General features: G+C 68.8%; 23 protein-coding genes and 1 pseudogene. 12 read left to right on the forward strand and 12 right to left on the reverse strand.

The features are described from left to right. Nucleotides 1–634: alpha-hydroxy acid oxidase (locus tag KDH83_RS18360; protein ID WP_212318467.1), on the forward strand; the 634-nt coding region annotated here is incomplete at its 5' end. Nucleotides 635–791: 157 nt separating this feature from the next. After that, on the forward strand, nt 792–1,964 hold the full coding sequence (locus KDH83_RS18365) for a metallophosphoesterase (protein ID WP_212318469.1): 1,173 nt from the start codon (nt 792–794) through the stop codon (nt 1,962–1,964). 74 nt (nt 1,965–2,038) lie between these two features. Here the strand turns inward: KDH83_RS18365 and KDH83_RS18370 are convergent, their stop codons facing one another. After that, nucleotides 2,039–2,494: an Lrp/AsnC family transcriptional regulator gene (locus KDH83_RS18370; protein ID WP_212318471.1), complete on the reverse strand. Its 456-nt coding sequence runs from the start codon at nt 2,492–2,494 to the stop codon at nt 2,039–2,041. Nucleotides 2,495–2,586: 92 nt separating this feature from the next. Here KDH83_RS18370 and KDH83_RS18375 point away from each other — a divergent pair, with 92 nt between their 5' ends. Further along, complete coding sequence (locus KDH83_RS18375; protein WP_249205192.1) at nt 2,587–3,786, forward strand: MFS transporter; 1,200 nt, start codon at nt 2,587–2,589, stop codon at nt 3,784–3,786. A 118-nt stretch (nt 3,787–3,904) separates the two neighbouring features. Next, nucleotides 3,905–4,834, forward strand: a complete 930-nt coding sequence (locus KDH83_RS18380) for a Dyp-type peroxidase (protein WP_212318473.1) — start codon at nt 3,905–3,907, stop codon at nt 4,832–4,834. Nucleotides 4,835–4,851: 17 nt separating this feature from the next. Here the strand turns inward: KDH83_RS18380 and KDH83_RS18385 are convergent, their stop codons facing one another. Further along, on the reverse strand, nt 4,852–5,751 hold the full coding sequence (locus tag KDH83_RS18385) for a LysR family transcriptional regulator (RefSeq protein WP_212318474.1): 900 nt from the start codon (nt 5,749–5,751) through the stop codon (nt 4,852–4,854). Between the two features lie 184 nt (nt 5,752–5,935). Here KDH83_RS18385 and KDH83_RS18390 point away from each other — a divergent pair, with 184 nt between their 5' ends. Together KDH83_RS18390 and KDH83_RS18395 are read left to right on the forward strand one after the other, a co-directional pair. Further along, nucleotides 5,936–7,264, forward strand: coding sequence for an aspartate aminotransferase family protein (locus KDH83_RS18390; RefSeq protein WP_212318475.1), 1,329 nt, complete (start codon nt 5,936–5,938; stop codon nt 7,262–7,264). Nucleotides 7,265–7,341: 77 nt separating this feature from the next. Next, nucleotides 7,342–8,355: an amino acid ABC transporter substrate-binding protein gene (locus tag KDH83_RS18395; protein ID WP_212318476.1), complete on the forward strand. Its 1,014-nt coding sequence runs from the start codon at nt 7,342–7,344 to the stop codon at nt 8,353–8,355. A gap of 37 nt (nt 8,356–8,392) precedes the next feature. Here the strand turns inward: KDH83_RS18395 and KDH83_RS18400 are convergent, their stop codons facing one another. Beyond that, entirely contained in the window at nt 8,393–9,526 is a 1,134-nt protein-coding gene (locus KDH83_RS18400; RefSeq protein WP_212318477.1) for a hypothetical protein, read from the reverse strand. 304 nt (nt 9,527–9,830) lie between these two features. Here KDH83_RS18400 and KDH83_RS18405 point away from each other — a divergent pair, with 304 nt between their 5' ends. Continuing rightward, nucleotides 9,831–10,628: an alpha/beta hydrolase gene (locus tag KDH83_RS18405; RefSeq protein ID WP_212318478.1), complete on the forward strand. Its 798-nt coding sequence runs from the start codon at nt 9,831–9,833 to the stop codon at nt 10,626–10,628. 126 nt (nt 10,629–10,754) lie between these two features. On the opposite strand, the gene KDH83_RS18410 is transcribed toward KDH83_RS18405, so the two are convergent. Continuing rightward, a complete protein-coding gene (locus KDH83_RS18410) occupies nt 10,755–10,967 on the reverse strand; it encodes a YbdD/YjiX family protein (RefSeq protein ID WP_103274196.1) in 213 nt (70 codons plus the stop codon). Nucleotides 10,968–10,983: 16 nt separating this feature from the next. Beyond that, entirely contained in the window at nt 10,984–13,071 is a 2,088-nt protein-coding gene (locus tag KDH83_RS18415) for a carbon starvation CstA family protein (RefSeq protein WP_212318479.1), read from the reverse strand. 312 nt (nt 13,072–13,383) lie between these two features. Between KDH83_RS18415 and KDH83_RS18420 the strand changes: the two genes are divergently transcribed. The 3 genes from KDH83_RS18420 to folE all read left to right on the forward strand — a co-directional run bounded on the left by KDH83_RS18420 (nt 13,384) and on the right by folE (nt 16,101). Then, a complete protein-coding gene (locus KDH83_RS18420; RefSeq protein WP_212318480.1) occupies nt 13,384–14,805 on the forward strand; it encodes a cache domain-containing protein in 1,422 nt (473 codons plus the stop codon). After that, a complete protein-coding gene (locus KDH83_RS18425; RefSeq protein WP_212318481.1) occupies nt 14,802–15,458 on the forward strand; it encodes a response regulator transcription factor in 657 nt (218 codons plus the stop codon). The genes KDH83_RS18420 and KDH83_RS18425 overlap by 4 nt, the downstream gene beginning before the upstream one ends. Nucleotides 15,459–15,555: 97 nt before the next feature. Then, entirely contained in the window at nt 15,556–16,101 is a 546-nt protein-coding gene (gene folE, locus KDH83_RS18430) for a GTP cyclohydrolase I FolE (RefSeq protein WP_212318482.1), read from the forward strand. A gap of 74 nt (nt 16,102–16,175) precedes the next feature. Here the strand turns inward: folE and KDH83_RS18435 are convergent, their stop codons facing one another. The 7 genes from KDH83_RS18435 to KDH83_RS18465 form a co-directional block, all read right to left on the reverse strand. Continuing rightward, nucleotides 16,176–17,279, reverse strand: coding sequence for a mandelate racemase/muconate lactonizing enzyme family protein (locus tag KDH83_RS18435; RefSeq protein ID WP_212318484.1), 1,104 nt, complete (start codon nt 17,277–17,279; stop codon nt 16,176–16,178). A gap of 16 nt (nt 17,280–17,295) precedes the next feature. Continuing rightward, complete coding sequence (locus KDH83_RS18440; RefSeq protein ID WP_212318485.1) at nt 17,296–18,117, reverse strand: transporter substrate-binding domain-containing protein; 822 nt, start codon at nt 18,115–18,117, stop codon at nt 17,296–17,298. Nucleotides 18,118–18,252: 135 nt separating this feature from the next. After that, nucleotides 18,253–18,984 (reverse strand): amino acid ABC transporter ATP-binding protein, encoded by a 732-nt coding sequence (locus KDH83_RS18445; protein WP_103274190.1) that lies wholly within the window; start codon nt 18,982–18,984, stop codon nt 18,253–18,255. After that, nucleotides 18,968–19,624: an amino acid ABC transporter permease gene (locus tag KDH83_RS18450; RefSeq protein WP_212318487.1), complete on the reverse strand. Its 657-nt coding sequence runs from the start codon at nt 19,622–19,624 to the stop codon at nt 18,968–18,970. The genes KDH83_RS18445 and KDH83_RS18450 overlap by 17 nt, the downstream gene beginning before the upstream one ends. Nucleotides 19,625–19,634: 10 nt before the next feature. After that, on the reverse strand, nt 19,635–20,318 hold the full coding sequence (locus tag KDH83_RS18455) for an amino acid ABC transporter permease (protein ID WP_103274188.1): 684 nt from the start codon (nt 20,316–20,318) through the stop codon (nt 19,635–19,637). 32 nt (nt 20,319–20,350) lie between these two features. After that, nucleotides 20,351–21,583, reverse strand: a complete 1,233-nt coding sequence (locus tag KDH83_RS18460) for a UxaA family hydrolase (protein WP_212318489.1) — start codon at nt 21,581–21,583, stop codon at nt 20,351–20,353. A 143-nt stretch (nt 21,584–21,726) separates the two neighbouring features. Next, the gene (locus tag KDH83_RS18465) at nt 21,727–22,032 is read right to left on the reverse strand and encodes a UxaA family hydrolase (RefSeq protein WP_212318490.1); all 306 of its coding nucleotides are present in this window, start codon (nt 22,030–22,032) and stop codon (nt 21,727–21,729) included. A gap of 251 nt (nt 22,033–22,283) precedes the next feature. Between KDH83_RS18465 and KDH83_RS18470 the strand changes: the two genes are divergently transcribed. Further along, complete coding sequence (locus KDH83_RS18470) at nt 22,284–23,057, forward strand: SDR family oxidoreductase (RefSeq protein WP_212318491.1); 774 nt, start codon at nt 22,284–22,286, stop codon at nt 23,055–23,057. 96 nt (nt 23,058–23,153) lie between these two features. Then, nucleotides 23,154–23,388: pseudogene (locus KDH83_RS18475) on the forward strand (2-hydroxyhepta-2,4-diene-1,7-dioate isomerase); the annotation flags it as partial.

Consider the following 23,388-nt stretch of genomic DNA (forward strand, 5'->3'; position numbering starts at 1 on the left):
GCTCAAGCCCGGCCTGCGGCTGGCCTGGGACGGCCTGACTCGGCCGCGCTGGCTGGCCGGCACCTTCCTGCGCACGCTGCTGGCGCATGGCATGCCGCACTTCGAGAACTCCTTCGCCATGCGCGGCGCCCCCATCCTGTCGGCCTCGGTGCTGCGCGATTTCTCGGCCCGTGACCATCTGAGCTGGGAACACGTGGCCCGCATCCGCCGGCAATGGCCCGGCGCGCTGGTCATCAAGGGCATCCTGCACCCGGGCGACGCGGCGCTGGCGCGCGAGCATGGCGTGGACGGCATCATCGTCTCCAACCATGGCGGCCGCCAGCTCGACGGCGCGGTACCGCCGCTGCTGGCGCTGCCGGGCGTGCTGGACGCGGCCGGCGACATGCCGGTGATGCTGGACAGCGGCGTGCGCCGGGGCGGCGACGTGCTCAAGGCGCTGGCGCTGGGCGCGCGCTGCGTGTTCGTGGGCCGGCCCTTCAATTACGCGGCGGCCGTCGGCGGCGAGGCCGGCGTGGCGCACGCCATCGGCCTGCTGCGCGCCGAGGTCGACCGCAACATGGCCATGCTCGGCATCAACCGGCTCGACGAGCTGCATCCCGGCCTGCTGCGCCGCGACGAGCTGCCCGGGCGCTGACTCCGCCATGCCGGCGCGCGCGGCGCCTGTCGCCACGACGCCACGCGCCTGTCGCAACCCGCTGGCGCGAACGCCACGGCCCCCTGGACATCTCCGGGGCATAGAATGGCAGTTCCCTTGCTACGCGCCTGCCTCGCGGGCGCTCCGGTGCCGCCTCGTGTCCCTACGCCAATCCTCGTTTTTCCTGCGTTTTCTCACACTGGGCGCGCTGGCCCACCTCTACGTCGGCGCCCGCCTCATCCCCGACGGACTGCATCACGGCCCCGGCGCGGCCGCCGCCGTGCTGGCGCTGGTGCTGTCCTGCATCCTGATCCCGCTGGGCATGCTGGCCCGGTCCTCGGCGCGGCCGCCCTGGGGCGACCGGATCGCCTGGGTCGGGCTGATCGCGATGGGCCTGTTCTCGTCGCTGTTCGTCTTCACCGTGCTGCGCGACGCGCTGCTGCTGATCCTGTGGCTGGCCAGCCTAGCCGGCCTGGAATTGGGCTGGACCGCGCTGCGGCAGGCCTCGGCCTGGTGGGTGGCGACGCTGGCGCTGGCCGCCACCATCGTGGGCTTCGTCAACGCGCGCCGGCGCGCCCGCGTGGTCACGGTGGACGTGCCCATCGCCGGCCTGCCGCCCGACCTGGACGGCTTCACCATCGTGCAGATCAGCGACATCCACGTCGGCCCCACCATCAAGAAGCGCTACGTGCAGGCCATCGTCGACGCGGTCAACCAGGAATCGCCGGATCTCGTCGCCATCACCGGCGACGTGGTCGACGGCAGCGTCGAACAGCTGGCCGCGCAGGCCAGCCCGCTGGGCCAGCTGCGCGCGCCTTATGGCGTGTACCTGGTGACGGGCAACCATGAATACTATTCGGGCGCCGCGCCCTGGGTCGCCGAGTTCCGCCGCATGGGGCTGCGCGTGCTGATGAACGAGCACGCGCTGATCCATCCTTCCGGACTGCCGATGATCATCGCCGGCGTCACCGACTACAGCGCCGGCGCCTTCGATCCGCACCAGCGCAGCAATCCGGCGGCGGCCCTGGCCGGCGCGCCGGCCGATGCCTGGCCGCGCATCCTGCTGGCGCACCAGCCGCGCAGCGCGGCCGCCGCCGAGCCGCTGGGCTATACCCTGCAACTGTCGGGCCACACGCATGGCGGGCAGTTCTTTCCCTGGGGATTCTTCGTGCGCCTGCAGCAGCCCTATACCGCCGGACTGCACCGGCACGGCAAGATGTGGATCTACATCAGCCGCGGTACCGGCTATTGGGGACCGCCCAAGCGGCTGGGCGCGCCGTCCGAGATCACGCGACTGCGGCTGCGCGCCGCGCCAGGCCCCCGGGGCTGACGACGCACCGGCCGAGGGCCGCGCCAACCCGGCCAATCCGGGCCTGATCGCCACGCTCCCTGACGGGCCGGCGCTCAGGCGTCATCCGGCAATGGCCCGCGTTCCAGGTAGCTGGTCAGCGCGATGTCGCTGGTGGTGTTGGTGATGCCTTCGATCTTGTGGATGCGCGCCAGCAGCTGCTCCAGCGCCTGGGTATCGCTCACGCGCACCTTGAGCAGCATGGCGCTCTTGCCCGTGATGGTATGGATTTCCTCGACCTCGTTCAGCTCGGCCAGGCCCAGCACCTGCTGGGTGATGGTCCAGTTGTTGGTGTCCACGTGGACGAAGGCCAGCAGCGGCCGGCCGATCTTCGCGCCGTCGAGCCTGGCGGCGATGCCCTTGATCTGGCCATCGCGCTTCAGGCGCTTGACGCGCTCGTGCACGGCGGGCGCGGACAGGTTCAGCAGCTTGCCCAGTTCGGCATAGCTGGGCGTGGCGTCGGCGGCCAGCAGCGTTAATAGTTTTCGGTCGCGGTCGTCGAGATCTGACATTGGAATTGCGTTCCGCCGAATGGCGTTCGAACTTTTATGGAATAAAGGATTATCGGTGTAAACCCTTATTTTATTCCAATAAAATTCCGCGGATGCAGAACCGCAACACCCGCAGCCCCGTCCCCGCCCTGATGTTCGCCGTCAGCGTCGTGGGATCCAACGGCCTGGCGCTCAGCCCCATTCTTTCCGACGTGGCCCGGTCGTTCTCGACCACCCCGCTCACCATCAGCACGGCCATTTCCGCCTATGGCGCCGCCACCGCCGCCAGCGCCTTCTTCCTGGCCGCGCGCATCGACCGCATCGGCATTCGCCGCACGCTGCTGGGCGGCATGCTGGCGCTGATCGCCGCGCTGTTGCTGTCCGCCGCCGCGCCGCACTGGCTGGCGCTGACGCTGGCCCAGGCCGTGGCCGGCACGGCCGCCGGCGTCATCCTGCCCGCCGCCTACGGCTCGGCCTCGCTGATCGCGCAGCCTGGCCAGGAGGCGCGCACGCTGGGCCGCGTCATCGCCGGCTGGTCGGTCTCACTGGTGGCCGGCGTGCCGCTGTCGGCGCTGATTGCCGACGCCATCGGCTGGCGCGCCACCTATGGCGTGCTGGCGTTGTGCGCCGCCATCGCCCTGCTGGGCCTGCGCCGCCTGCCCGAACGCCGCGCCGCCCATCCCGCGCCGCTGCGCCTGTCGCGCCTGTTGGCGCCGCTGTCATACCGCGACGTGCCGGCGCTGCTGCTGGGCTGCCTGGCGTTCTCGTCCGCCTTCTACGGCGTCTACGCCTTCCTGGCCGACCACGTGCGCCGCCTGCTGGCGCTGTCGGCCGGACAGGTGGGTTTCATCGCCTTCGCCTACGGCGCCGGCTTCATGCTGTCGGGCCTGCTGGGCGCGCGGCTGATCGAGCGCCTGGGCCCGCGCCGCGCGCTGCCGCTGGCGCTGGGCGCCGCCGCGCTGGTCTACCTGGCGCTGCTGCCCGCCGCGCAAGCGCTGCCGGCCGTGCTGATGGTCGCCGCCGTCTGGGGCGCGGCCTCGCAGCTGTGCCTGAACCTGCTGGTGCTGCTGCTGTCGCGCGCCCGCCCCGAGGAACGCGGCGCGGTGCTGGGCCTGAACACCTGCGTCACCTACCTGGGCGCCAGCCTGGGCACCGCCGTCGCCGGCACGCTGTACACCCACGCCGGCTTCGGCACGCTGGCCCTGTCCGCCAGCGGCGCCGTCGCGGTCGCCGCGCTGGGACTGCACTGGCGCCTGAACGCGCGCCGCGCCGCACGCGTTCAAGCCGGCACCGAAGCCCGCGCCAGCGCCTGAAGCGCCCAGCCTCCAGGCCCCGCCGTCCAGCGGGGCTTTTTTTCGTCCGACTCGGCTATGCTGCCGTTGCGCGCGGCTCCGTGACATCGCCGCGCCCATCACTATCAAGGAAGACAGAGTGACCGCCACCACGCCCCAAGCCGTCGACGCCCGACTGACCCGTTCCGCCATCTTCCTGGTGGCCACCCTAAACTCCGGCCCGGACGCCGAGGCCGCCGCGCGCGGCTTGTGCGCCGATATCGCCGGCCTGACCCGCAGCGTGGGCGTGCGCGCCGCCGACGACACGCTGTCCTGTGTCATGGGCATCGGCTCGCAGGCCTGGGACCGCCTGTTCGGCGCGCCGCGCCCGAAGGAACTGCATCCGTTCCGCGAGATCAAGGGCGTGCACCACGCCCCCGCCACGCCCGGCGACCTGCTGTTCCACCTGCGCGCCGAGCGCATGGACCTCTGTTTCGAGCTGTCCACGCTGATCATGGCGCGGCTGGACGGCGCGGTGACGGTGGCCGACACGGCCCAGGGCTTCAAGTATTTCGACGACCGCGACCTGCTCGGCTTCGTCGACGGCACGGAAAACCCGGTGGCCCAGGCCGCCCGCGACGCCACGCTGATCGGCGATGAGGACCAGGCCTTCAAGGGCGGCAGCTACGTCATCGTGCAGAAATACCTGCACGATATGAAAAAGTGGGACGAGATCCCGGTCGAGCAGCAGGAAAAGATCATCGGCCGCAAGAAGCTCTCCAACGTCGAGCTGGACGACGCGGCCAAGCCCAGCTACGCGCACAACGTGCTGACCGTCATCGAGAAGGATGGCCAGGAACAACCCATCCTGCGTGACAACATGCCCTTCGGCGACGCCGGCAAGGGCGAGTTCGGCACCTACTTCATCGGCTACGCGCGCTCGCCCTTGCGCATCGAGCGCATGCTCGACAACATGTTCCTGGGCAACCCGCCGGGCAACTACGACCGGCTGCTGGACGTCAGCCGCGCCGTGACCGGCTCGCTGTACTTCGTACCGCCGGCGGATTTCCTGGAAGACGCCGGGGAATAAGTCCCGCGCGCGTCCGCTCAAGCCGTGGCGGACGCGCCGCAGGCCTGCATGCGCTGCCACAGCCGGTTGACGGCCGGCCGCGTGCAGGCCTTCTGCTTGTAGGCCAGCATGGCCACCTCGACGTCCCAGTCGCGGCTGGCCAGCGGCGCCAGGCCCGCGGCCTCGTCCACCGAGCTTTCCGCCAGCCAGGCCACGCCCAGGCCCTGCGCCGCCAGGTCGCGCAGCACGTCCGACATCTCCGACTCGAACACCCGCGTTCCATGCAGCGGCCGCGCCGCGCCGTCGATGGCGGCATGGATCAGGCGGGCGAAATAGACGCTGGACGAATACATCAGCAAGGGCACCGGCGCTTCCGGCGTGCCCGGCAGGTCCCATTCACGCGATGCGATCCGCGCTCGGGCCGCGTAGGGCCGGATGATGTCGCCGCCCAGCGTCAGGCAGTCGAAGCGCGCCAGATCCAGCGGCAAGGGCTGGACGGCCTGGTGATAGCAGACCAGCAGGTCGATGGCTCCCGCCGTGAAAGCCGACACCGTATCGTGCACGTTGCCGGTCAGCAGCGTGCAGCTGCAGGCCTGTTCCGCGTCCCATTGCCGCCACCAGCCCGGCAGCCTCGTGGTGGCCAGCGCATAGGGCGCGGCCAGCCGGATCTGGTTGCGTCCCGGCGCGCCGCCGATGTCGGCGCGGGCCTCGGCCAGCTGGTTGATCAGCTCGATCGCGGTGGCGCGAAAGCGCTCGCCCGCGTCGGTGAGCTGGGTCGGATAGGCGTTGCGGTCGATCAGCCTGGCGCCCAGCCATTGCTCCAGGCTCTGGATGCGGCGGCTGAATGCCGCCTGCGACAGGTTGCGCAGCTCGGCCGCCCGCGTGAAGTTGCGCACCTCGGAAAGCGTGACGAAGTCCTGCAGCCATCTGGTGTCCATCGTGTTCCCCTTGTTTCCGGCCGGTCTTGCGCCAGCCGTGCGCGCGCCATGCGTAAGGCGCAATGCCGATGCGTCCGGCGCATGACGCCGCATGCGCGCTTCGCATTGGACGCCCGCGCCCGCGCCGGGGAGACTGTGCGCCAGCGTCTCCGTCGGCGAGCCGCGGATTTCAGGGAGTTTATACATGGACGAGAATCTCAGGGCGGCGGCCAAGGAATACATGGTGCGCTACGGCGGCGACACCTTCCCCAACCTGTTCCGCTCGGCGCGCGGCACCGTGGTGCGCGACGACACCGGACGCGAGATCCTGGATTTCACCTCCGGCCAGATGTGCGCCACCATCGGCCACAACCACCCGGCCATCGTCGAGGCGGTGCGGCTGGCGGGCGAGAACGCCTTCCACCTGTTCAGCGGCATGATCCCCGAGGTGGTCGCGCGGCTGGCCGCCACGCTGGCGCGCGACTGGATGCCGCCAGGCCTGTCCAAGTCCATCTTCGTCAACACCGGCTCCGAAAGCAACGAAGTGGCGCTGCGCATGGCCAAGATGCACACCCAGGGCTACGAGATCCTGGCGGTGGGCGGATCCTGGCACGGCGTGACCGGCGGCGTCAGCGGCGTGTCCTATGCCAGCGACCGCAAGGGCTACGGCGTGCACGTGCCCGGCGTCTACGTCATGCCGGAACCGAATATGTACCGCCCCTATATCGAGGGCATGGACCCCGAGGCCTCGGCCCTGGCCTGCCTGGAGATCGGCCTGAAGATGTTCGACATGGCCAGCGCCGGCCGCGCCGCCGCCATCATCGTCGAGCCGGTGATCAGCGCCGGCGGCGTGCTGGTGCCGCCGACGTCCTATATGCAGGCGCTGCGCCGCGCCGCCGACCAGCGCGGCATGCTGCTGATCTTCGACGAGGCGCAGACCGCTTTCGGCCGCATCGGCCATCGCACGGCGGCGGATTTCTTCGGCGTCACGCCCGACATCATGAGCCTGTCCAAGACCATGGGCGGCGGCCTGCCGCTGGCGGCCACCGTCACCACGCCGGCCATCGAGCAGGACATCCACCAGAAGGGCTTCACCTTCTATACCAGCCATGTGTCGGACCCGCTGCCGGCCACCGTGGGCCTGGCGGTGCTGGACACGCTCAAGCGCGAACGCCTGATGGAACGCGCGCGCACCCAGGGCGCCTACCTGCGCGGCCGCCTGCTCGAGCTGCAGCAGCGCCACGAAGCCATCGGCGACGTGCGCGGCGAAGGCCTGCTGCTGGGCGTGGAACTGGTGCAGGACCGCGCCACCAAGCAGCCCTTCCACGAACTGGGCGCGCTCACGACCCAGCGCTGCTTCGAACTGGGGCTCAGCATGAACATCCGCCGCCGTCCCGAGCGCGGCTCGGTCTGGCGCATCGCGCCGCCGCTGACCGTGTCCAACGACGAGATCGACCGCGCCGTCGCCATCCTGGACCAGGCCCTGGCCGAAAGCCACGACACGCTGGCCGCCCGGCGCCGCAAGGCCGGCTGAACGCCGGCCGGCGCCCGCGCCATCCATCGCGCGCCGCATGCGGCGGCCGCAAACCCAGATACCGGGAGGACATCGTCATGAACCTGTTGAGATCCGCCGCGCTGCTGGCGCTGGCCTGCGGCCTGGGCAGCGCCCACGCCGGACCCACGCTGGACGCGGTCAAGAAGAAAGGCTACGTGCAGTGCGGCGTGTCCACCGGCATCCAGGGCTTCTCTTCCGTGGACGCCAAGGGCGCCTGGCATGGCCTGGACATCGACATGTGCCGCGCCATCGCGGCGGCGGTGTTCAACGACGCCTCGCGTCACAAGGTGACGCCGCTGACCACCCAGCAACGCTTCACCGCGCTGCAATCGGGCGAAGTGGACGTGCTGACGCGCAACGCCACGCCCACGCTGGCGCGCGACACCACGCTGGGGCTGATCGGCGTGGCGGTCAACTACTATGACAGCCAGGGCGTGATGGTGTCGCGCAAGCTGGGCGTCAAGCGGCTGCGCGAGCTGGACGGCGCCACCATCTGCGTGCAGCCCGGCACCGTCACCGAGCTGGACCTGGCCGACTGGTTCCGCGCCAATTCGCTGTCGTTCAAGCCCGTGGTGATCGAGAAGTACGACGAGATCGTGCGCGCCTTCGCCGCCGGCCGCTGCGACGCCTTCACTTCCGACAAGTCCCAGCTGGCCGCGTCCCGCACCACGCTGGAGCGCCCCGCCGACTACGTGATCCTGGACGAGAACATCGCCAAGACGCCGCTGGGCCCGATGGTGCGCCAGGGCGATGAAAGCTGGTTCAACATCGTGCGCTGGTCGCTCAACGCCATGCTGGAGGCCGAGGAATTCGGCATCGGCTCGGCCAACGTCGACCGGATGCTGGACAGCCGCAATCCCAACGTGCAGCGCATCCTGGGCACGGCGCCCGGCATGGGCCGCAACCTGGGCGTGGACGACAAATGGGCTTACAGCATCATCAAGCAGGTCGGCAACTATGGCGAGAGCTACGAGGCCAACCTGGGCATGTCCAGCCCCATGCGGCTGCCGCGCGGGCTGAACGCGCAATGGCGCGACGGCGGACTGATGTACGGCTGGCCGATACGCTAGCCGGCAGGCCTGGGCGCCCCGCGCGCCAGGACCTGCCCTAGCCCCGGTCGCCGGCCACGGCCAGGGACGCGAACAGGCGGATCATCTCGGCCTGGCGGCGGCACTGGCTCTTGGCCAGCATCGACTTGATCTGCGCGCGCACCGTGGCCGGCTTCACCAGGAAGCGCCCGGCCAGCTCCTCGACCGTGCAGTCGTCCAGCAGGCCCGCCGCGACGCGGCATTCGGCGGGCGTGAAGCCGTACAGCGCCTGCAGCACCGCGTCGGGCGCGCGCCCGCCACGAGGATGCGCCAGGACCACCGCCAATGGCCGCTGCCATGGCTGCGTCATAGCCAGGTGCGGCGGCAGCGGCAGCACCTGCACGGCGATCCGCTCGCCGTCCGACGCCTGCAGCCCCAAGGCGCCGCCGCGCGCGCGCAGGGGCGCGGCGGCGGCGGCCAGCAGCCAGGCGAACGCGGCCTGCTGCGCCTGCGACGCGGGCTTGAGCCGCTGCCCCCGGGTCTCGAACAGCGCCCGAGGCGGCGCGAGCAGCGGACCGCCGGCATCATTGCCGAACAGCACCCGCCCGTCGGCTTCGACGATCCACATCGGCACGCTCAGGCTGTGCAGCGCCCCCAGGCCGATCGCCGCGACCTGTCGCAGCTCGGCGGTGCGATACCGCAGGAGCAGCACGCGCTTCAGATGCCCCGCGATCCGGTCGACGCGGGCGACGCCCTCGGGCGTGAAGCCGGGCACGTCCGCGTCGCGCTCGAACGAGATCGCCCACATGTCGCGCCCATGCTTGAGTTCCATCGCCGCCCAGCCGCCATAGCCATGCGCCGGCAACAACCCGCCGGCCATCGGATTGCGGCTCCGGGCCCGTGGCGACAGGTCGCGTTCGTCGATGAACCAGCCGCCGGCGAACCGGCCCGCGATGTCGCGGGTCGGATCGAACTGGCTGTAGTGTTCGAGATATTCGCCAAAGAAGGCCTGGAAGCGCTCGGGCTCGCGCGAGAAACACAACAGCGACGCCGGCGGCCCGATCAGGTCGGTATTCCATTGCATCAGCGTGCCGTGGCCGCAGCCCATCAGGCCGGCGACGCGCAGCATCGCCGGCGCGAGCCGCGTGTCGTCCAGGATGGCGTCGTACGCCGCGTCGATTATCGATTCTTCTTCTTGCGTACTGCGGCGCATGGCGGCTCTCCCATGGACGACGGCGCCTGGACCGATACGGATATCGGATCGCGGCATTAAAACCGATCGCCCCCATCGTGTCACTCTTCTTTTTGCGACGATCCGGCCGGCTCCGCCGGGCATCAACCGAGAGCCTGGCGGCGCTGTGCGCCGACACGCCCGGCCTCCTGCGCCCTTGGACAAGACTTTGAATTGACGTCCAGTCACGCGACCTGATAGCATCAGCACCAATTTCTGACGCCCTCCCGGTTCGCCGCGAGGGCGGTTCTTTTTGGTCTTCGACACATCAAAAGGAACCCTCGAAATGAAACATGACGTCTGCTCGCAGCAATCCTTGAATGCCCTCCTGGGCTTCAAGCTCCACGGCACCGGGCCGCAGCATGTGCTGGTCATGCACGACTGGCTGGGCGACCACACCAACTACGAAGCCATGCTGCCCTATCTGGACAGCACGACCTTCACCTATGCCTTCGTCGACCTGCGCGGGTATGGCCTGTCCAGGCATCTGGCGGCCACCTGCACCATCGATGAGATCGCCGCCGATGGTTTCGCCGTCGCGGATCATCTCGGCTGGAACCATTTCCATCTCGTCGGCCACTCCATGACCGGCATGGCAACGCAACGGATGGCGGCTGATGCCCCCGAGCGCATTCAAAGCGCGGTGGCGGTGTGCCCGATTTCCGCCGCAGGCAACCGGCTCCCCGAAGAGGCGGCCGCGTTCTTCGCCAGCACCTGCGACAACGACGATGCCTTTCGCCGCCTGATCCAGTTCGTGACGGGTGGCCTGTCGGACGGATGGGCCAACATGAAGCTGCGTCAGAACCGGGAGCGCACCGTGCCCGAGTGTCGTTCGCGTTACCTGCGCATGCTGACCACGACCCACTTCGTCGAAGACGTGCAGGGATTGGAAACGCCTTTCCTTGTGATCGTTGGAGACAAGGATCCGGGCTTGGGAGCGGACGCCATGAAGCAGACCTTCCTCGCTTGGCATCCCAACGCGGAACTGGCGACAGTCCCAAACTGCGGCCACTATCCAATGCAGGAGTGCCCGCCCTATTTCGTGCAACTCGTCGAGCGCTTCTTGTCGAGGAATGGGCGCTGACCAGCGCGGCAGGCCGCGGGCGCTGAGTGATTGAAACCGCCTGGCTGTGGCGTGGTCCGGCGGGAGTCGCCGTGAAATAAAAAAAGGCGGCCCGAAGGCCGCCCAGGGGGGGAAATCCCGAAGGAATCAGCAGCAGCCGATCCGCTTCTTGCCGCCGTAGCGGGCGTCCTGCCGTTCGCGGAAGAACGCCTCGTAGCTCATCGGCTCCTGATCCGGATGGGTGGCGCGCATGTGCTCCACATAGGTTTCGTAATCCGGCACGCCCACCATCAGCCGGAGCGTCTGCCCCAGGTAACGGCCGGCGGCGCCGGCGGCGGAAGTCATGTTGGAAAACAGCATGCGGCCTCCGTCAGGTTCAATCCGCGCCGGCCGCCGCGGCGCTGGGCAGCGGTTCGTACGGCGTTTCGCGCGAGGTCGGGCGGTTCTCGGCGCGGGCGCGCAGCGCGGCCCGGATGCCGAAGGTCACCGTGCTGATCACCACGAACATGAAGATCGCGCACAGGCCGGCGTTGATATAGTCGTTCAGCACCACGCGCGACATCTGCTCCAGCGACTTGGCCGGGGCCAGCACCTTGCCTTCGGCGATGGCGGCGTTGTACTTGGCGGCGTGCGCCAGGAAGCTGACCTTGGGGTCGGCGGCGAAGATCTTCTGCCAGCCGGCGGTCAGGGTGCAAGCCAGCAGCCACAGCGTCGGCAGCACGGCGACCCAGGCGTAGCGCTCGCGCTTCATCTTGAACAGCACCACGGCGCCCAGCGTCAGCGCGATCGCGGCCAGCATCTGGTTGGCGATGCCGAACAGCGGCCACAGCGTGTTGATGCCGCCCAGCGGATCGACCACGCCCTGGTACAGGAAGTAGCCCCAGGCCGCCACGCACAGGCCGGTGGCGATCAGGTTGGCCGGCAGCGACTCGGTGCGCTTGAGCGAGGGCGCGAAGGTGCCCAGCAGGTCCTGCAGCATGAAGCGACCGGCGCGGGTGCCCGCGTCGACGGCGGTCAGGATGAACAGCGCTTCGAACAGGATGGCGAAGTGATACCAGAACGCCATCATGGACGGGCCGCCGATGGCCTGGTGCAGGATGTGCGCCATGCCCACGGCCAGCGTCGGCGCGCCGCCGGCGCGCGAGATGATGGTGCTCTCGCCCACGTCCTTGGCGGTCTGCACCAGGTCGGCCGGCGTGATCACGAAGCCCCAGCTGGACACCACCTGGGCGACCTGGTCCGGCGTGGTGCCGATGACGGCGGCCGGGCTGTTCATGGCGTAGTAGATGCCCGGCTCGATCACGCAGGCGGCCACCAGCGCCATGATGGCGACGAAGGATTCCATCAGCATGCCGCCGTAGCCGATGTAGCGGGCCTGGGTTTCGTTCTCGATCAGCTTGGGCGTGGTGCCCGAGGAGATCAGCGCGTGGAAGCCCGACACCGCGCCGCAGGCGATGGTGATGAAGAGGAACGGGAACAGGTTGCCCGACCAGACCGGGCCGGAGCCGTCGACGAACTGGGTCAGCGCGGGCATCTTCAGCTCGGGCGCGACCACGACGATACCGATGGCCAGGCCGACGATGGTGCCGATCTTCAGGAAGGTCGACAGGTAGTCGCGCGGGGCCAGCAGCAGCCACACGGGCAGCACCGAGGCGATGAAGCCGTACACGATCAGGATCCAGGTCAGGCCCTTGCCGTCGAAGTCGAACAGCGGGCCCAGCACGGGATGCGCGGCCACGTCCTGGCCGAACACGATCGCGGCCATCAGGCCGACGAAGCCGATGATGGACACTTCGCCGATCTTGCCCGGGCGGATGTAGCGCAGGTACACGCCCATGAAGAGCGCGATGGGAATGGTGGCGGCCACCGTGAAGGTGCCCCACGGCGAATGCGTCAGCGCCTTCACCACGATCAGCGCCAGCACGGCCAGGATGATGACCATGATCATGAAGGCGCCGAACAGCGCGATCACGCCCGGGATCTTGCCCAGCTCGGACTTGACCAGGTCACCCAGCGAACGGCCGTCGCGGCGCGTCGAGATGAACAGGATGGTGAAGTCCTGCACGGCGCCGGCGAACACCACGCCGGCCAGGATCCACAGCATGCCGGGCAGGTAGCCCATCTGCGCGGCCAGCACGGGACCGACCAGCGGGCCTGCGCCGGCGATGGCGGCGAAGTGGTGGCCGAACAGCACGTGCTTGTTGGTGGGCACGTAGTCCAGGCCGTCATTGTGCTTCCAAGCCGGCGTCATGCGCGTCGGATCCAGCTGGAAGACCTTCTTGGCGATGAAGCGGCTGTAGTAACGGTATGCGATCAGATAGACGCATACGGCGGCGATCACCACCCATAGCGCATTGATGGTTTCCCCTCTGGCCAACGCCACGGTGCCCAGCGCGAACGCGCCCAGTACCGCGACAGCCAGCCAGACCAGGTGTTCACCCAGTCCCTTGCTGCTGGTTTGCATAAGTGCTCCTCTAGCCTCCCGCCATGCTTTTGGCGTGAAACGCTTTTTTCGTCTCGCGGAAGGCAGACTCGTTGTTGTGGGTGGGCTTACGCACGCGTCCGCCCGGCGCCAATGTCGGCGCGGGCGTTAGTATTTCGGTTTGCCCAGGCGCCAACAAGCGCGGAACTACGCAATGCCGCTACGTAGTACTACGCAATGCGCCGCAGCATAAAATGCCGTAATCCCTGCAATTTCCGACCTAAACCCTGCAATCGTCGCCCAATCCGGGAATGACGCAATGCAACATTCCGCGCTCCGCCCGCTTACCGTTCCATGAAACTGCGCCTGAAGATCCTGCTGCTGGCCGCCGTCCCCCTGCTGGCGGCGATGGCCGCCATCACGGTCGCCGTCTACCTGCAGGGGCTCAAGCTGGCGCAGATGGAAAAACAGGTGGTGGAAACCGCCTGGCTCGGCAGCAAGGAAAGCGAGCTGCGCCATTACGTCAGCCTGGCCTACAGCGCGGTCGCGCCGCTGCAGGAGGCCGGCGACGACCCGGCCACGCGCCAGCGCGCGCTGGACCTGCTGGCGCAGATGGAATTCGGCCGCGACGGCTATTTCTTCGTCTACGACCTGCAGGGCAAGAACCTGATGCACCCGCGCCAGCCCGACCTGGTCGGCCGCGAGCTCTGGGACCTGCGCGACACCCAGGACCAGCCGGTGATCCAGAACCTGCTGGCGGCCGCCCGGCGCGGCGGCCAGCAGGGCGAGGCCGTGCACTATCTATGGGAACGGCCGTCTACTCACCAGAACGAGGAAAAGCTTGGCTATGTGGTGGTGCTGGAGCGCTGGGGCTGGATGCTGGGCACCGGCATCTACCTGGACGACGTCAACCAGGCCCTGCAGCGCATCGACGCGGCGGCGCAGGCCAACATCCGCGACATGTTCGCCTGGGTGGCCGGCATCGCCGCCGTCTGCATCCTGGGCGTGGCCGCCTGCGGGCTGGCGCTGAACATCAGCGACCACCGCCAGTCCGACGCCAAGCTGCGCCTGATGGCGCGGCAGCTGGTGCGGACCCAGGAAGACGAGCGCGCGCGCCTGTCACGCGAGCTGCACGACGGCATCAGCCAGGTGCTGGTGTCGATCAAGCTGTCGCTGGAAGCGGCGCGCGAGCGGTTGCGCCAGGCGCTGGGCGCCGAGCCGCGCGCGCTGGCCCATATCGATGCCCCGCTGGGCGGCGCGCTGGACCGGCTGAACAATGCCGTGGGCGAGGTGCGCCGCATCTCGCACAATCTGCGCCCCACCCTGCTCGACGACCTGGGCCTGCCCGCCGCGCTGGAACACCTGGGCCGCGAATTCTCGCAACCCAGCCAGCACGGCGTGACGCCCCTGGCGGTGCGGCTGCACACCGACGGCCACCCGGTGAAGCTGCCCGACGCCTACGCCACCGCGCTGTTCCGCGTCACCCAGGAAGCGCTGACCAATGTGCTGCGCCACGCCGGCGCCACCCGCGCCGAGATGGTGCTGACCTACGGCGCGCGCGACCTGACCCTGAGCATCGCCGACGACGGCCACGGCTTCGACCATGCCGAAGTGCAGCAGGATCCGCGCCGGGGCATCGGCCTGCGCAACATGCGCGAGCGCATGGCGGCCCTGTCCGGCACCCTGGTGCTGCATTCCGGCGTTCAGGGCACCCTGTTGAAAGCCTGGCTGCCGCTGCCTGCGGCCGGCGCCCTCTCTCCGACCCACGACGCATGACCCGCCATAACGAAACCACCCGCCTGCTGCTGATCGACGACCACCCCCTGGTACGGGACGGGCTGCGCCTGCGCCTGGAGACCGTGCCCGGCCTGGCCGTGGTCGGCGAGGCCGGCAACGCCGCCGCCGCGCTCGCCTTCCTGCGCGGCTGCCTGGCCGAGGATCCGGACGGCGGCGCCTTGCCGCATCTGGCGCTGATGGACCTGAACATGCCCGGCGTGGGCGGACTGGAACTGGCCGCGCAGCTGCACGAGCGCTATCCGCAGATCGCGGTGCTGGTGCTGTCCATGCACGACAACCCGGAATACATGCTGCAGGCGGTGCGCGCCGGCGCGCGCGGCTATCTGCTCAAGGACGAGCCGGCGCAGGAAATCATCACCGCCATCGACGCCGTCATGGCCGGCCGCAGCTATTTCAGCGCCGCCGTCGCCGTGCGGCTGTCGCAGGCCAGCGCCCCCGCGACCCTCTTGACTCAGCGCGAGCGCGACGTGCTGCGCCACATCGCCGAGGGCCATGCCAACAAGCAGATCGCGCAGGCGCTGAACCTGTCGGTGCGCACCGTGGAAACCCACCGGCTGAACATCAAGCGCAAGCTCGGCATCGACGGCCAGGCCGAGCTGATCAAGTACGCGGTCGAGAACCGCGTGCTTTGAGAACAATCGGCACGGGCGCCCGTCCGCGCTGCGGTAGACTTGCGGGCAGACGACCCGATTCGGCCGCCAGGCCAGCACAGCATTGCCAGGAGTTCCCATGTCCATGGAAAAGCACTACACCGCCATCCTCCAAGAATTGGGGGAAGACCCCTCGCGCGAGGGGCTGGCCGACACGCCGGCGCGCGCCGCCAAGGCCATGCGCCACCTGTGCCGGGGCTACGAGCAGAACCTGGACGAGATCGTCAACGGCGCGCTGTTCACGTCCGACACGCGCGAGATCGTGCTGGTCAAGAACATCGAGCTGTATTCGCTCTGTGAACACCACATGCTGCCCTTCATCGGCAAGGCGCACGTCGCCTACCTGCCCAATGGCAAGGTGCTGGGCCTGTCCAAGGTCGCCCGCATCGTCGAGATGTACGCGCGCCGCCTGCAGATCCAGGAAAACCTCAGCCGCCAGATCGCCGAGGCCGTGCAGCAGGTGACCAACGCCGCCGGCGTGGCCGTGGTGCTGGAAGCCCAGCACATGTGCATGATGATGCGCGGCGTGGAAAAGCAGAACTCGTCCATGGTCACGTCCGTGATGCTGGGCGAATTCCACGACAACCCGTCCACCCGCGCCGAGTTCCTGAGCCTGATCCGTTAAGGGATCAGGCTGTCGGATGCCGGGCCGCCCAGGCCCGGCCCTCGATCCAGCTCCAGGCGGGCTGGCCCGCGCAATCAGCCGTGGCGGCTGCGGTGCCGCGCCAGCCGCTCGATCCCCGCCCAATCCCAGTCTATGCCCAGGCCCGGCGCCTGCGAGGGCACGCCGTGGCCGTCCTCGATGCGCATGCCCGACTGCGTGATCAGGTCCAGCTGCGGGATGTATTCCAGCCAGCGGCTGTTGGGCACCGCGCAGCACAGCGCCACGTGGATCTCCATCAGGAAGTGCGGGCAGACCGGCACGTTGTAGGCCTCGGCCATGTGCGCCACCTTCAGCCACGGCGTGATGCCGCCGATGCGGCCCACGTCCACCTGCACCACCGAGCAGGCGTCGCTCTGCAGGTAGTCCTTGAACTGCGACAGGCTGTACAGCGACTCGCCCACGGCGATCGGCAGCGTGGTCGAGGCCGACAGCCGCCGGTGCGCGTGCACGTCGTCGGCATGGATCGGCTCTTCCAGCCAGGCGATGTCCAGCGGCTCGAAGGCGCGCGCGCGGCGGATCGCCTCGGGTACCGAAAAGCCCTGGTTGGCGTCCACCATGATGTCCCAGTCGTCGCCCACGGCCTCGCGCACGGCGGCGATGCGCGCCACGTCCTCGGCCACATGAGGCCGCCCGACCTTGAGCTTGGCGCCATGAAAACCGTCCGCCCGGGCCTGTAGCGCGCCCTCGACCAGCGCCTCGGTCGGCAGGTGCAGCCAGCCGCCCTCGGTGGTGTAGAGCGGGATGCGGTCCTTGGCGCCGCCGGCCAGCCGGTGCAGCGGCAGGCCGGCGCGGCGCGCGCGCAGGTCCCACAGCGCCGTATCGATGGCGGCCAGCGCGATCGAGGTCAGCGCGCCCACCGTGGTGGCGTGCACCCGGTACATCAGCTCGCGCCACAACCCCTCCACATCGCCGGCCTCGCGGCCCGGCAGCATCGGCGCCAGGTGCTCGTCCAGCAGGCGCGCCACGGCCGAGCCGCCGGTGCCGATGGTATAGCTGTAGCCCACCCCGACCGCGCCGTCGCTGTCGGTGATGCGCACGATGGGCGTTTCCTGCCGCTCGAAGCTCTGCACCGCGTCGGTGCGCACGACCTTGGGCAACAGGTCGACCAGGAAGATCTCCACGGATGCGATGCGTGCCATGGTCGCCTCCGGCCGCTCAGCGGCTGGCTCCCTGCACCTCGGGCGGCAGGTTCACGCCGTGGAATTCCTTGTAGACGGCGTTGAGCTTGCCGTTCTGCAGGTTGTCGCGCACCCAGCCGTCCAGCCTGGCCTTCAAGGCCGGCTCGTTCTTGCGCAGGCCGATGCCCAGCATGTTCAGCCGCATGACGAACTTGGACTCCATCTGCTTGGCCGGCGCTTTTTCGTTGATGGTGCGCAGCAGGGCCGGCGCGGTGGCGAAGATGTCGGCCTGGCCGCTGACCACGGCGGTGATCGAGGTGGCGTCGTCGTCGAAGCGGATGATCTGCGCGTCCTTCGGCGCGATCTTGGTCAGCTCGGCATCGTTGGTGGTGCCGCGCGTGGCGATCACCTTCTTGTTGGACAGGTCGGCGGCGCTGGCCAGCGTCATGGACTTGGGCGCGCCCACCACGGCCAGGATGGCGGCATAGGGAACGGAGAAGTCCACCACCTTCTGGCGTTCCGGCGTGATCGACATGCTGGAGATCACGATGTCGGCCTTGTTCGTCTGCAGGAAGGGCACGCGGTTGGCGCCGGTGGTCGGCACGATCTCCAGCTCCACGCCCAGGTCCTGCGCCAGCAGGCGCGCGGTCTCGACATCCGAGCCGGTGGACTTGAGCGCGGCGTCCTTCATGCCGTAGGGCGGCACGCCCAGGTCGATGGCCACGCGCAGCTTCTTGGCGGCCAGGATGTCCTGCAACTGGTCGGCGCTTGCGGCGCCGGCCAGGCCCAGGGACAGCGCGGCGGCGAGCGCGGCGCCGGCCAGGCGGACGGCGGACTTGCGGGTGTGGCGGTGTTGCATGGTGGTCTCCTGTTTATCGATCTGGGCATGCCGCGATAGGGGCATGCGGCGCATGCGCTTGCCTGTGCTGCCGGGCGCGGTCCGGCAAGCGCCGCGCCCGTCCTGCTGATTCCGTCCAGCCGGCGCGCGGGCGAGCTACAGCCCGCTGCCCAGGAACTGGCGCAGCTCCGGCGTGGCGGGCGCGGCCAGCATGGCCGGCGCTCCCTCTTCCCAGACCTGCCCCTGGTGCATGAAGATGACCTTGTCGGCCACTTCCCGCGCGAAGGCCATCTCGTGCGTGACCAGGATCATGGTCATGCCCTCGGCGGCCAGCCGGCCGATCACCTTCAGCACCTCGCCGGTCAGCTCCGGGTCCAGCGCCGAGGTCACTTCGTCGAACAGCATGACCTTGGGCCGCATCGCCAGCGAGCGGGCGATCGCCACGCGCTGTTGCTGGCCGCCGGACAGCTGTTCGGGATAGTGTTCGGCCTTGTCGGCCAGGCCGACGTGCTCCAGCGCCTCCATCGCCAGCTCGCGCGCGGCCTCGGCCTTGATGCCCTTGACCGAGCGCGGCGCCAGCGTCACGTTCTGCAGCACCGTCATGTGCGGGAACAGGTTGTAGCTCTGGAACACGATGCCCACGTCGCGCCGCAGCGCGCGCAGGTCCAGGCCGGCGGCGTCGTGCAGCGCGTGGCCGCAGACGTGGATCGCGCCTTCGTCGGCGGTTTCCAGCCGGTCCATGCAGCGCAGCGCCGTGCTCTTGCCCGAGCCGCTCTTGCCGATCAAGGCCACCACCTCGCCCGCGTCCACGGAAAAGCTGATGCCGCGCAGCACATGGGTGCTGCCGAAGCGCTTGTGGACCTGCTTGAGTTCAACCACGGGATGCATTGAGTTTCCTCTCCAGGTAGCGGCTCCAGCGCGACAGCGGATAGCACATGGCGAAATACAGGATCGCGGCGCAGCCAAAGTAGATGAAGGGCTGGAAGGTCGAGTTGTTGAGGATCTTGGCGTTGTAGGCCAGCTCGGAATAACCGATCACCAGCGAGGCGATCGAGGTGTTCTTGATGATCTGCACCAGGAAGCCCACCGTGGGCGGCGTGGCGATGCGCAGCGCCTGCGGCAGGATCACCTTGCCCATGCGCTGCAGCCGCGACAGCCCCAGGCATTCGGCCGCCTCCCACTGGTTCCTGGGCACGGCCTGGATGCAGCCGCGCCAGATCTCGCCCAGGAAGGCGCTGGAATAGATCGTCATGGCCAGCGCCGCGGCCGCCAGCGCCGACAGCTCGCCCAGGCCGAACAGGCTGGGCCCGAAGAAGCACAGGCCCATCAGCACCAGCAGCGGCGTGCCCTGGATCAGCTGGATGTAGCCCGCCGCCAGCAGGCGCGGCGCGCGGCGCGGCGCCACCCGCGCCAGCGCCAGCAGCAGCCCGACCGCGCCGCCGCCCAGGAAGGTCCAGAACGACAGCTTGATCGTGCCCCAGGCGCCGGCCAGCAGATACCAGGCGTGTTCCGCGGGGATGAAGTTCATGGCGCGCCTCCTACAGCGGCGTGCCGAGCTTGCGCCGGCGCGGGAAGATGAAGCGGGCCAGCAGCCAGAAGCCGGCGCGCATCAGCAGGGACAGGGCCAGGTACAGGCCCCACAGCACCACGAAGACCTCGAAGTTGCGGTAGGTGTCCGACTGGATGCGGTTGGCCACGGCCAGCAATTCCTCGGCGCCCACCGCCGACATGATGCTGGAGGCCAGCATCAGCAGCACGAACTGGCTGGTCAGCGACGGGTACACGCGTTCCACCGCCGGCCGCAGCACCACGTGCCAGAACACCTGGCGCGGCGACAGCGCCAGGCATTCGCCGGCCTCCAGCTGGCCCTTGTGGATGGACTCGATGCCGGCGCGCATGATCTCGCAGGTATAGGCGCCGATATTGATCACCAGCGCCAGCACCGCGCCCGCCATGATGGGCAGCGTCACCCCGGCGCTGGACAGGCCGAAGATCAGGAAATAGCTCTGCACCAGCAGCGGTGTGTTGCGGATCGCCTCGACATAGGCGCCCGCCAGCCGGCGCAGCCAGGCCCGCCGGCTCAGGCGCGCCAGCGCGCACAGCGTGCCCAGCACGAAGCCCAGCACCGTGGCGCAGAATGACAGCTTGATGGTGACCCACGCGCCGTCCAGCAGCAGCGGCCATTGCTCCAGCACCGCCGCGAAATCGAACTGATAATTCACGGTCCCTCCCAGGATCGCGGCACGAGGCCCGTTCAGGCCGCGCGCGCGGCCGGCATGCAGGCCGGGCCGATCGGCTCGAAGGACTTGTAGGTCAGGATGAACTCGCGGTGTCCCAGCCCTTCGGACTTGCTGGGCGCGCCCAGCGCCACGTCGCGGACCTGGCCGTAGATCTCCTCGGCGACTTCCTGCAGCGTGCCGCGCCCCTCGATGATGCGGCCGGCGTCCACGTCCATGTCCTCGCCCAGCTTGCGGTAGGTGTCCGGGTTGGCGCAGACCTTGATGACCGGCGACACGGCCGAGCCCACCACCGAGCCGCGCCCGGTGGTGAACAGGATCACGTGCGAGCCGCAGGCGATCAGCTCGACGATCTCGGCGTTGTCGCTGATGTTGGGAAAGCCGAAGCGCGGCTCGCCGTCGGGCACCACGTCCAGCAGGTACAGACCGCCGAAGGGCGGCACGTCGCCCGGCTTGATGATGCCGTCGATGGGCGAGGCGCCGCTCTTGGCATAGGCGCCCAGCGATTTTTCCTCGATGGTCGACAGGCCGCCGTCGGCGTTGCCGGGCGCGAAGCTGCCATGCCCCATGATGCTGTAGTAGCGCGCGGCCTTGTTGACGCAGGCCACGATCTCCTCGCCCAGCTCGGGCGTGGCGGCGCGGCGCTTCATGTGGAACTCGCAGCCCACCAGCTCGCCGGTTTCCTCGAAGATACAGGTGGCGTCGTCCTCGATCAGCATGTCGAAGGCGCGGCCCACGGCCGGGTTGGCGCTGATGCCGCTGGTGCCGTCCGAGCCGCCGCAGATGGTGCCCACCACCAGTTCGCTCAGCGCCATCGGCACGCGCGTCTGGCGCGCCAGCGCGGCCGCCGTCTCGCGCACCCAGGCCACGCCCTCGGCGATCGTGCTGCGCGTGCCGCCGCGCTGCTGGATGGTCAGCGTGGCCACCGGCCGCCCGGAGTCGGCGATGGCCTGCTCCAGCTTGCGCTTGTTCATGCTCTCGCAACCCAGCGACACCAGCAGCGCCGCACCCACGTTGGGATGGGTGGCGATGGCCGTCATCATGCGCTCGGCATAGCTGTTTGGAAAACAGCCCGGAAAGCCGACCAGATGCACCTGCACGTCGCCTTCCAGATGGCGGAAGTCCAGCGTGATCTCGCGCGCCACGTGATGCGCGCACTCGACCAGATAGGCCACCACGATGACGTTGCGTATGCCCTTGCGGCCATCGGCGCGCGGATAGCCGCTCAGGGCCAGGGCGGTGGTTTTCATGGGGTGCATCTCAGTTCTCCAAAATGGCTGATGCCTTTCACGCAACACAACAGGTGCCCCCCCATCGGGATGCCATGGAGCCGGCTCCGCCGGTCCATAGGCATGCCCCCCTGGGGGGGAAGCGCGCAGCGCTTCGGGGGGGGTCAACCTATATAGCTATGGCCCTCTTCCAGCGTGTAGGTCGGCGTGTAATCGCTGTCGAGGTTGTGCGTATGGATGTGGTCCCCGGCCGCGACGGGCTGGGTCAGGCTGCCGATGACGGCGCCGTACTTCAGGATCTTCTCGCCCTTGGGCATCGCATGGCGCGCCAGCTTGTGGCCCAGGCCCAGCGGCGCGCGGACCGTGGCGTCGCCCTGCTCCAGCATCACCTTGGCGCCCGCCGCCAGCGGGCTGCACACGATCAAACAGTTGTCTTCGGGGGAGATCAGCAGCAGACGCGGATCGATCATGGCTTGTCTCTCGGTGGTTTTATGTGATTTCGTTTCGCGTATGAAATCAATTTTCAAACTTATGGTCAACCAGGGAAATCACCATTCCCGGCAGAAATCGCCGGAAATACGGGTAAACACTGGCATGCACGTCAATCTTCATTCCTCCTGCCCTGCCATTTTTCCCGTATATTTGTTTTATTGATGAAATTCATTTTTCAATAAAGTGACAGACACGGCCCGCAAGCCGCCTCAACAGGAGCAGAGACAGCATGACGCAACGTTTGCAGAACAAACGGGCGCTGGTGACCGCCGCCGGCAACGGCATCGGCCTGGCCAGCGCCCTGGCCATGGCGCGCGAAGGCGCCGAGGTCTGGGCCACCGACATCAACCAGGACGCGCTCGCCCAGCTGGCGCGGCAGGCGCAGGCCGAGGGCCTGGCCAAGCTGCACACGCGCGCGCTGAACGTGCTGGATACGCAGGCGGTGCAAGCCTGCGCCCAGGAGATCGGCGCGCTGGACGCGCTGTTCAACTGCGCCGGCCACGTCCACGCGGGCAACATCCTCGAATGCCCGGAATCCGATTGGGACTTCGCCATGGACCTGAACGCCAAGTCCATGCACCGCACGATCCGCGCCTTCCTGCCGGCCATGCTCGAACGCGGCGGCGGTTCCATCATCAACATGTCCTCGGCCGCTTCCAGCGTCAAGGGCGTGCCCAACCGCTACGCCTATGGCGCGTCCAAGGCCGCCGTGATCGGCCTGACCAAGGCGGTGGCCGCCGACTTCGTGGCGCGCGGCATCCGCTGCAACGCCATCTGCCCCGGCACCATCGAATCGCCCTCGCTGCGCGACCGCATCGCCACGCAGGCGCGCCAGGCCGGCACCGACGACGCGACCGTGCGCGCCGCCTTCGTGGCCCGCCAGCCCATCGGCCGCGTCGGCCGCGCCGAGGAAGTCGCGGCGCTGGCGGTCTACCTGGCCAGTGACGAATCCGCCTTCACCACCGGCACCATCCAGGTCATCGACGGCGGCTGGTCCAACTGACGCCGCCGCGTTCCTGCCCCAGACTTGCTGCCCCAGACTTCCGTCCCTATCCTTTTCCCTGATCCCCCATCCTCCCTTCCCTATTCAGGAGCCCGCATGAAACTCGTTCGCTACGGCCAGCCCGGCCAGGAAAAACCCGGCCTCATCGACGCCCAGGGCGCGCTGCGCGACCTGTCCGGCGTGGTCGCCGACATCGGCGGCGCCGCGCTGGCGCCCGAATCGCTGGCCCGCATCGCCGCGCTGGATGCGTCCACGCTGCCGCGCGTGGACGGCCAGCCGCGCCACGGCTGCCCGGTGGCCGGCGTCGGCAAGATCGTCTGCGTGGGCCTGG

This window comes from Achromobacter sp. Marseille-Q0513 (assembly GCF_018195695.1).
GTDB lineage: Bacteria > Pseudomonadota > Gammaproteobacteria > Burkholderiales > Burkholderiaceae_B > Achromobacter.

What these genes read in the sequence shown, in the direction of transcription:
- KDH83_RS18395 (WP_212318476.1), top strand. Translation starts at nt 7,342, where the DNA reads ATGAACCTGTTGAGATCCGCCGCGCTGCTGGCGCTGGCCTGCGGCCTG.
- KDH83_RS18470 (WP_212318491.1), top strand. Translation starts at nt 22,284, where the DNA reads ATGACGCAACGTTTGCAGAACAAACGGGCGCTGGTGACCGCCGCCGGC.
- KDH83_RS18390 (WP_212318475.1), top strand. Translation starts at nt 5,936, where the DNA reads ATGGACGAGAATCTCAGGGCGGCGGCCAAGGAATACATGGTGCGCTAC.
- KDH83_RS18410 (WP_103274196.1), bottom strand. Translation starts at nt 10,967, where the DNA reads ATGCTGTTTTCCAACATGACTTCCGCCGCCGGCGCCGCCGGCCGTTAC.
- KDH83_RS18415 (WP_212318479.1), bottom strand. Translation starts at nt 13,071, where the DNA reads ATGCAAACCAGCAGCAAGGGACTGGGTGAACACCTGGTCTGGCTGGCT.
- KDH83_RS18400 (WP_212318477.1), bottom strand. Translation starts at nt 9,526, where the DNA reads ATGCGCCGCAGTACGCAAGAAGAAGAATCGATAATCGACGCGGCGTAC.
- KDH83_RS18460 (WP_212318489.1), bottom strand. Translation starts at nt 21,583, where the DNA reads ATGAAAACCACCGCCCTGGCCCTGAGCGGCTATCCGCGCGCCGATGGC.
- KDH83_RS18425 (WP_212318481.1), top strand. Translation starts at nt 14,802, where the DNA reads ATGACCCGCCATAACGAAACCACCCGCCTGCTGCTGATCGACGACCAC.
- KDH83_RS18420 (WP_212318480.1), top strand. Translation starts at nt 13,384, where the DNA reads ATGAAACTGCGCCTGAAGATCCTGCTGCTGGCCGCCGTCCCCCTGCTG.
- KDH83_RS18405 (WP_212318478.1), top strand. Translation starts at nt 9,831, where the DNA reads ATGAAACATGACGTCTGCTCGCAGCAATCCTTGAATGCCCTCCTGGGC.
- KDH83_RS18375 (WP_249205192.1), top strand. Translation starts at nt 2,587, where the DNA reads ATGCAGAACCGCAACACCCGCAGCCCCGTCCCCGCCCTGATGTTCGCC.
- KDH83_RS18370 (WP_212318471.1), bottom strand. Translation starts at nt 2,494, where the DNA reads ATGTCAGATCTCGACGACCGCGACCGAAAACTATTAACGCTGCTGGCC.
- KDH83_RS18385 (WP_212318474.1), bottom strand. Translation starts at nt 5,751, where the DNA reads ATGGACACCAGATGGCTGCAGGACTTCGTCACGCTTTCCGAGGTGCGC.
- KDH83_RS18465 (WP_212318490.1), bottom strand. Translation starts at nt 22,032, where the DNA reads ATGATCGATCCGCGTCTGCTGCTGATCTCCCCCGAAGACAACTGTTTG.
- KDH83_RS18435 (WP_212318484.1), bottom strand. Translation starts at nt 17,279, where the DNA reads ATGGCACGCATCGCATCCGTGGAGATCTTCCTGGTCGACCTGTTGCCC.
- KDH83_RS18440 (WP_212318485.1), bottom strand. Translation starts at nt 18,117, where the DNA reads ATGCAACACCGCCACACCCGCAAGTCCGCCGTCCGCCTGGCCGGCGCC.
- KDH83_RS18445 (WP_103274190.1), bottom strand. Translation starts at nt 18,984, where the DNA reads ATGCATCCCGTGGTTGAACTCAAGCAGGTCCACAAGCGCTTCGGCAGC.
- KDH83_RS18450 (WP_212318487.1), bottom strand. Translation starts at nt 19,624, where the DNA reads ATGAACTTCATCCCCGCGGAACACGCCTGGTATCTGCTGGCCGGCGCC.
- folE (WP_212318482.1), top strand. Translation starts at nt 15,556, where the DNA reads ATGTCCATGGAAAAGCACTACACCGCCATCCTCCAAGAATTGGGGGAA.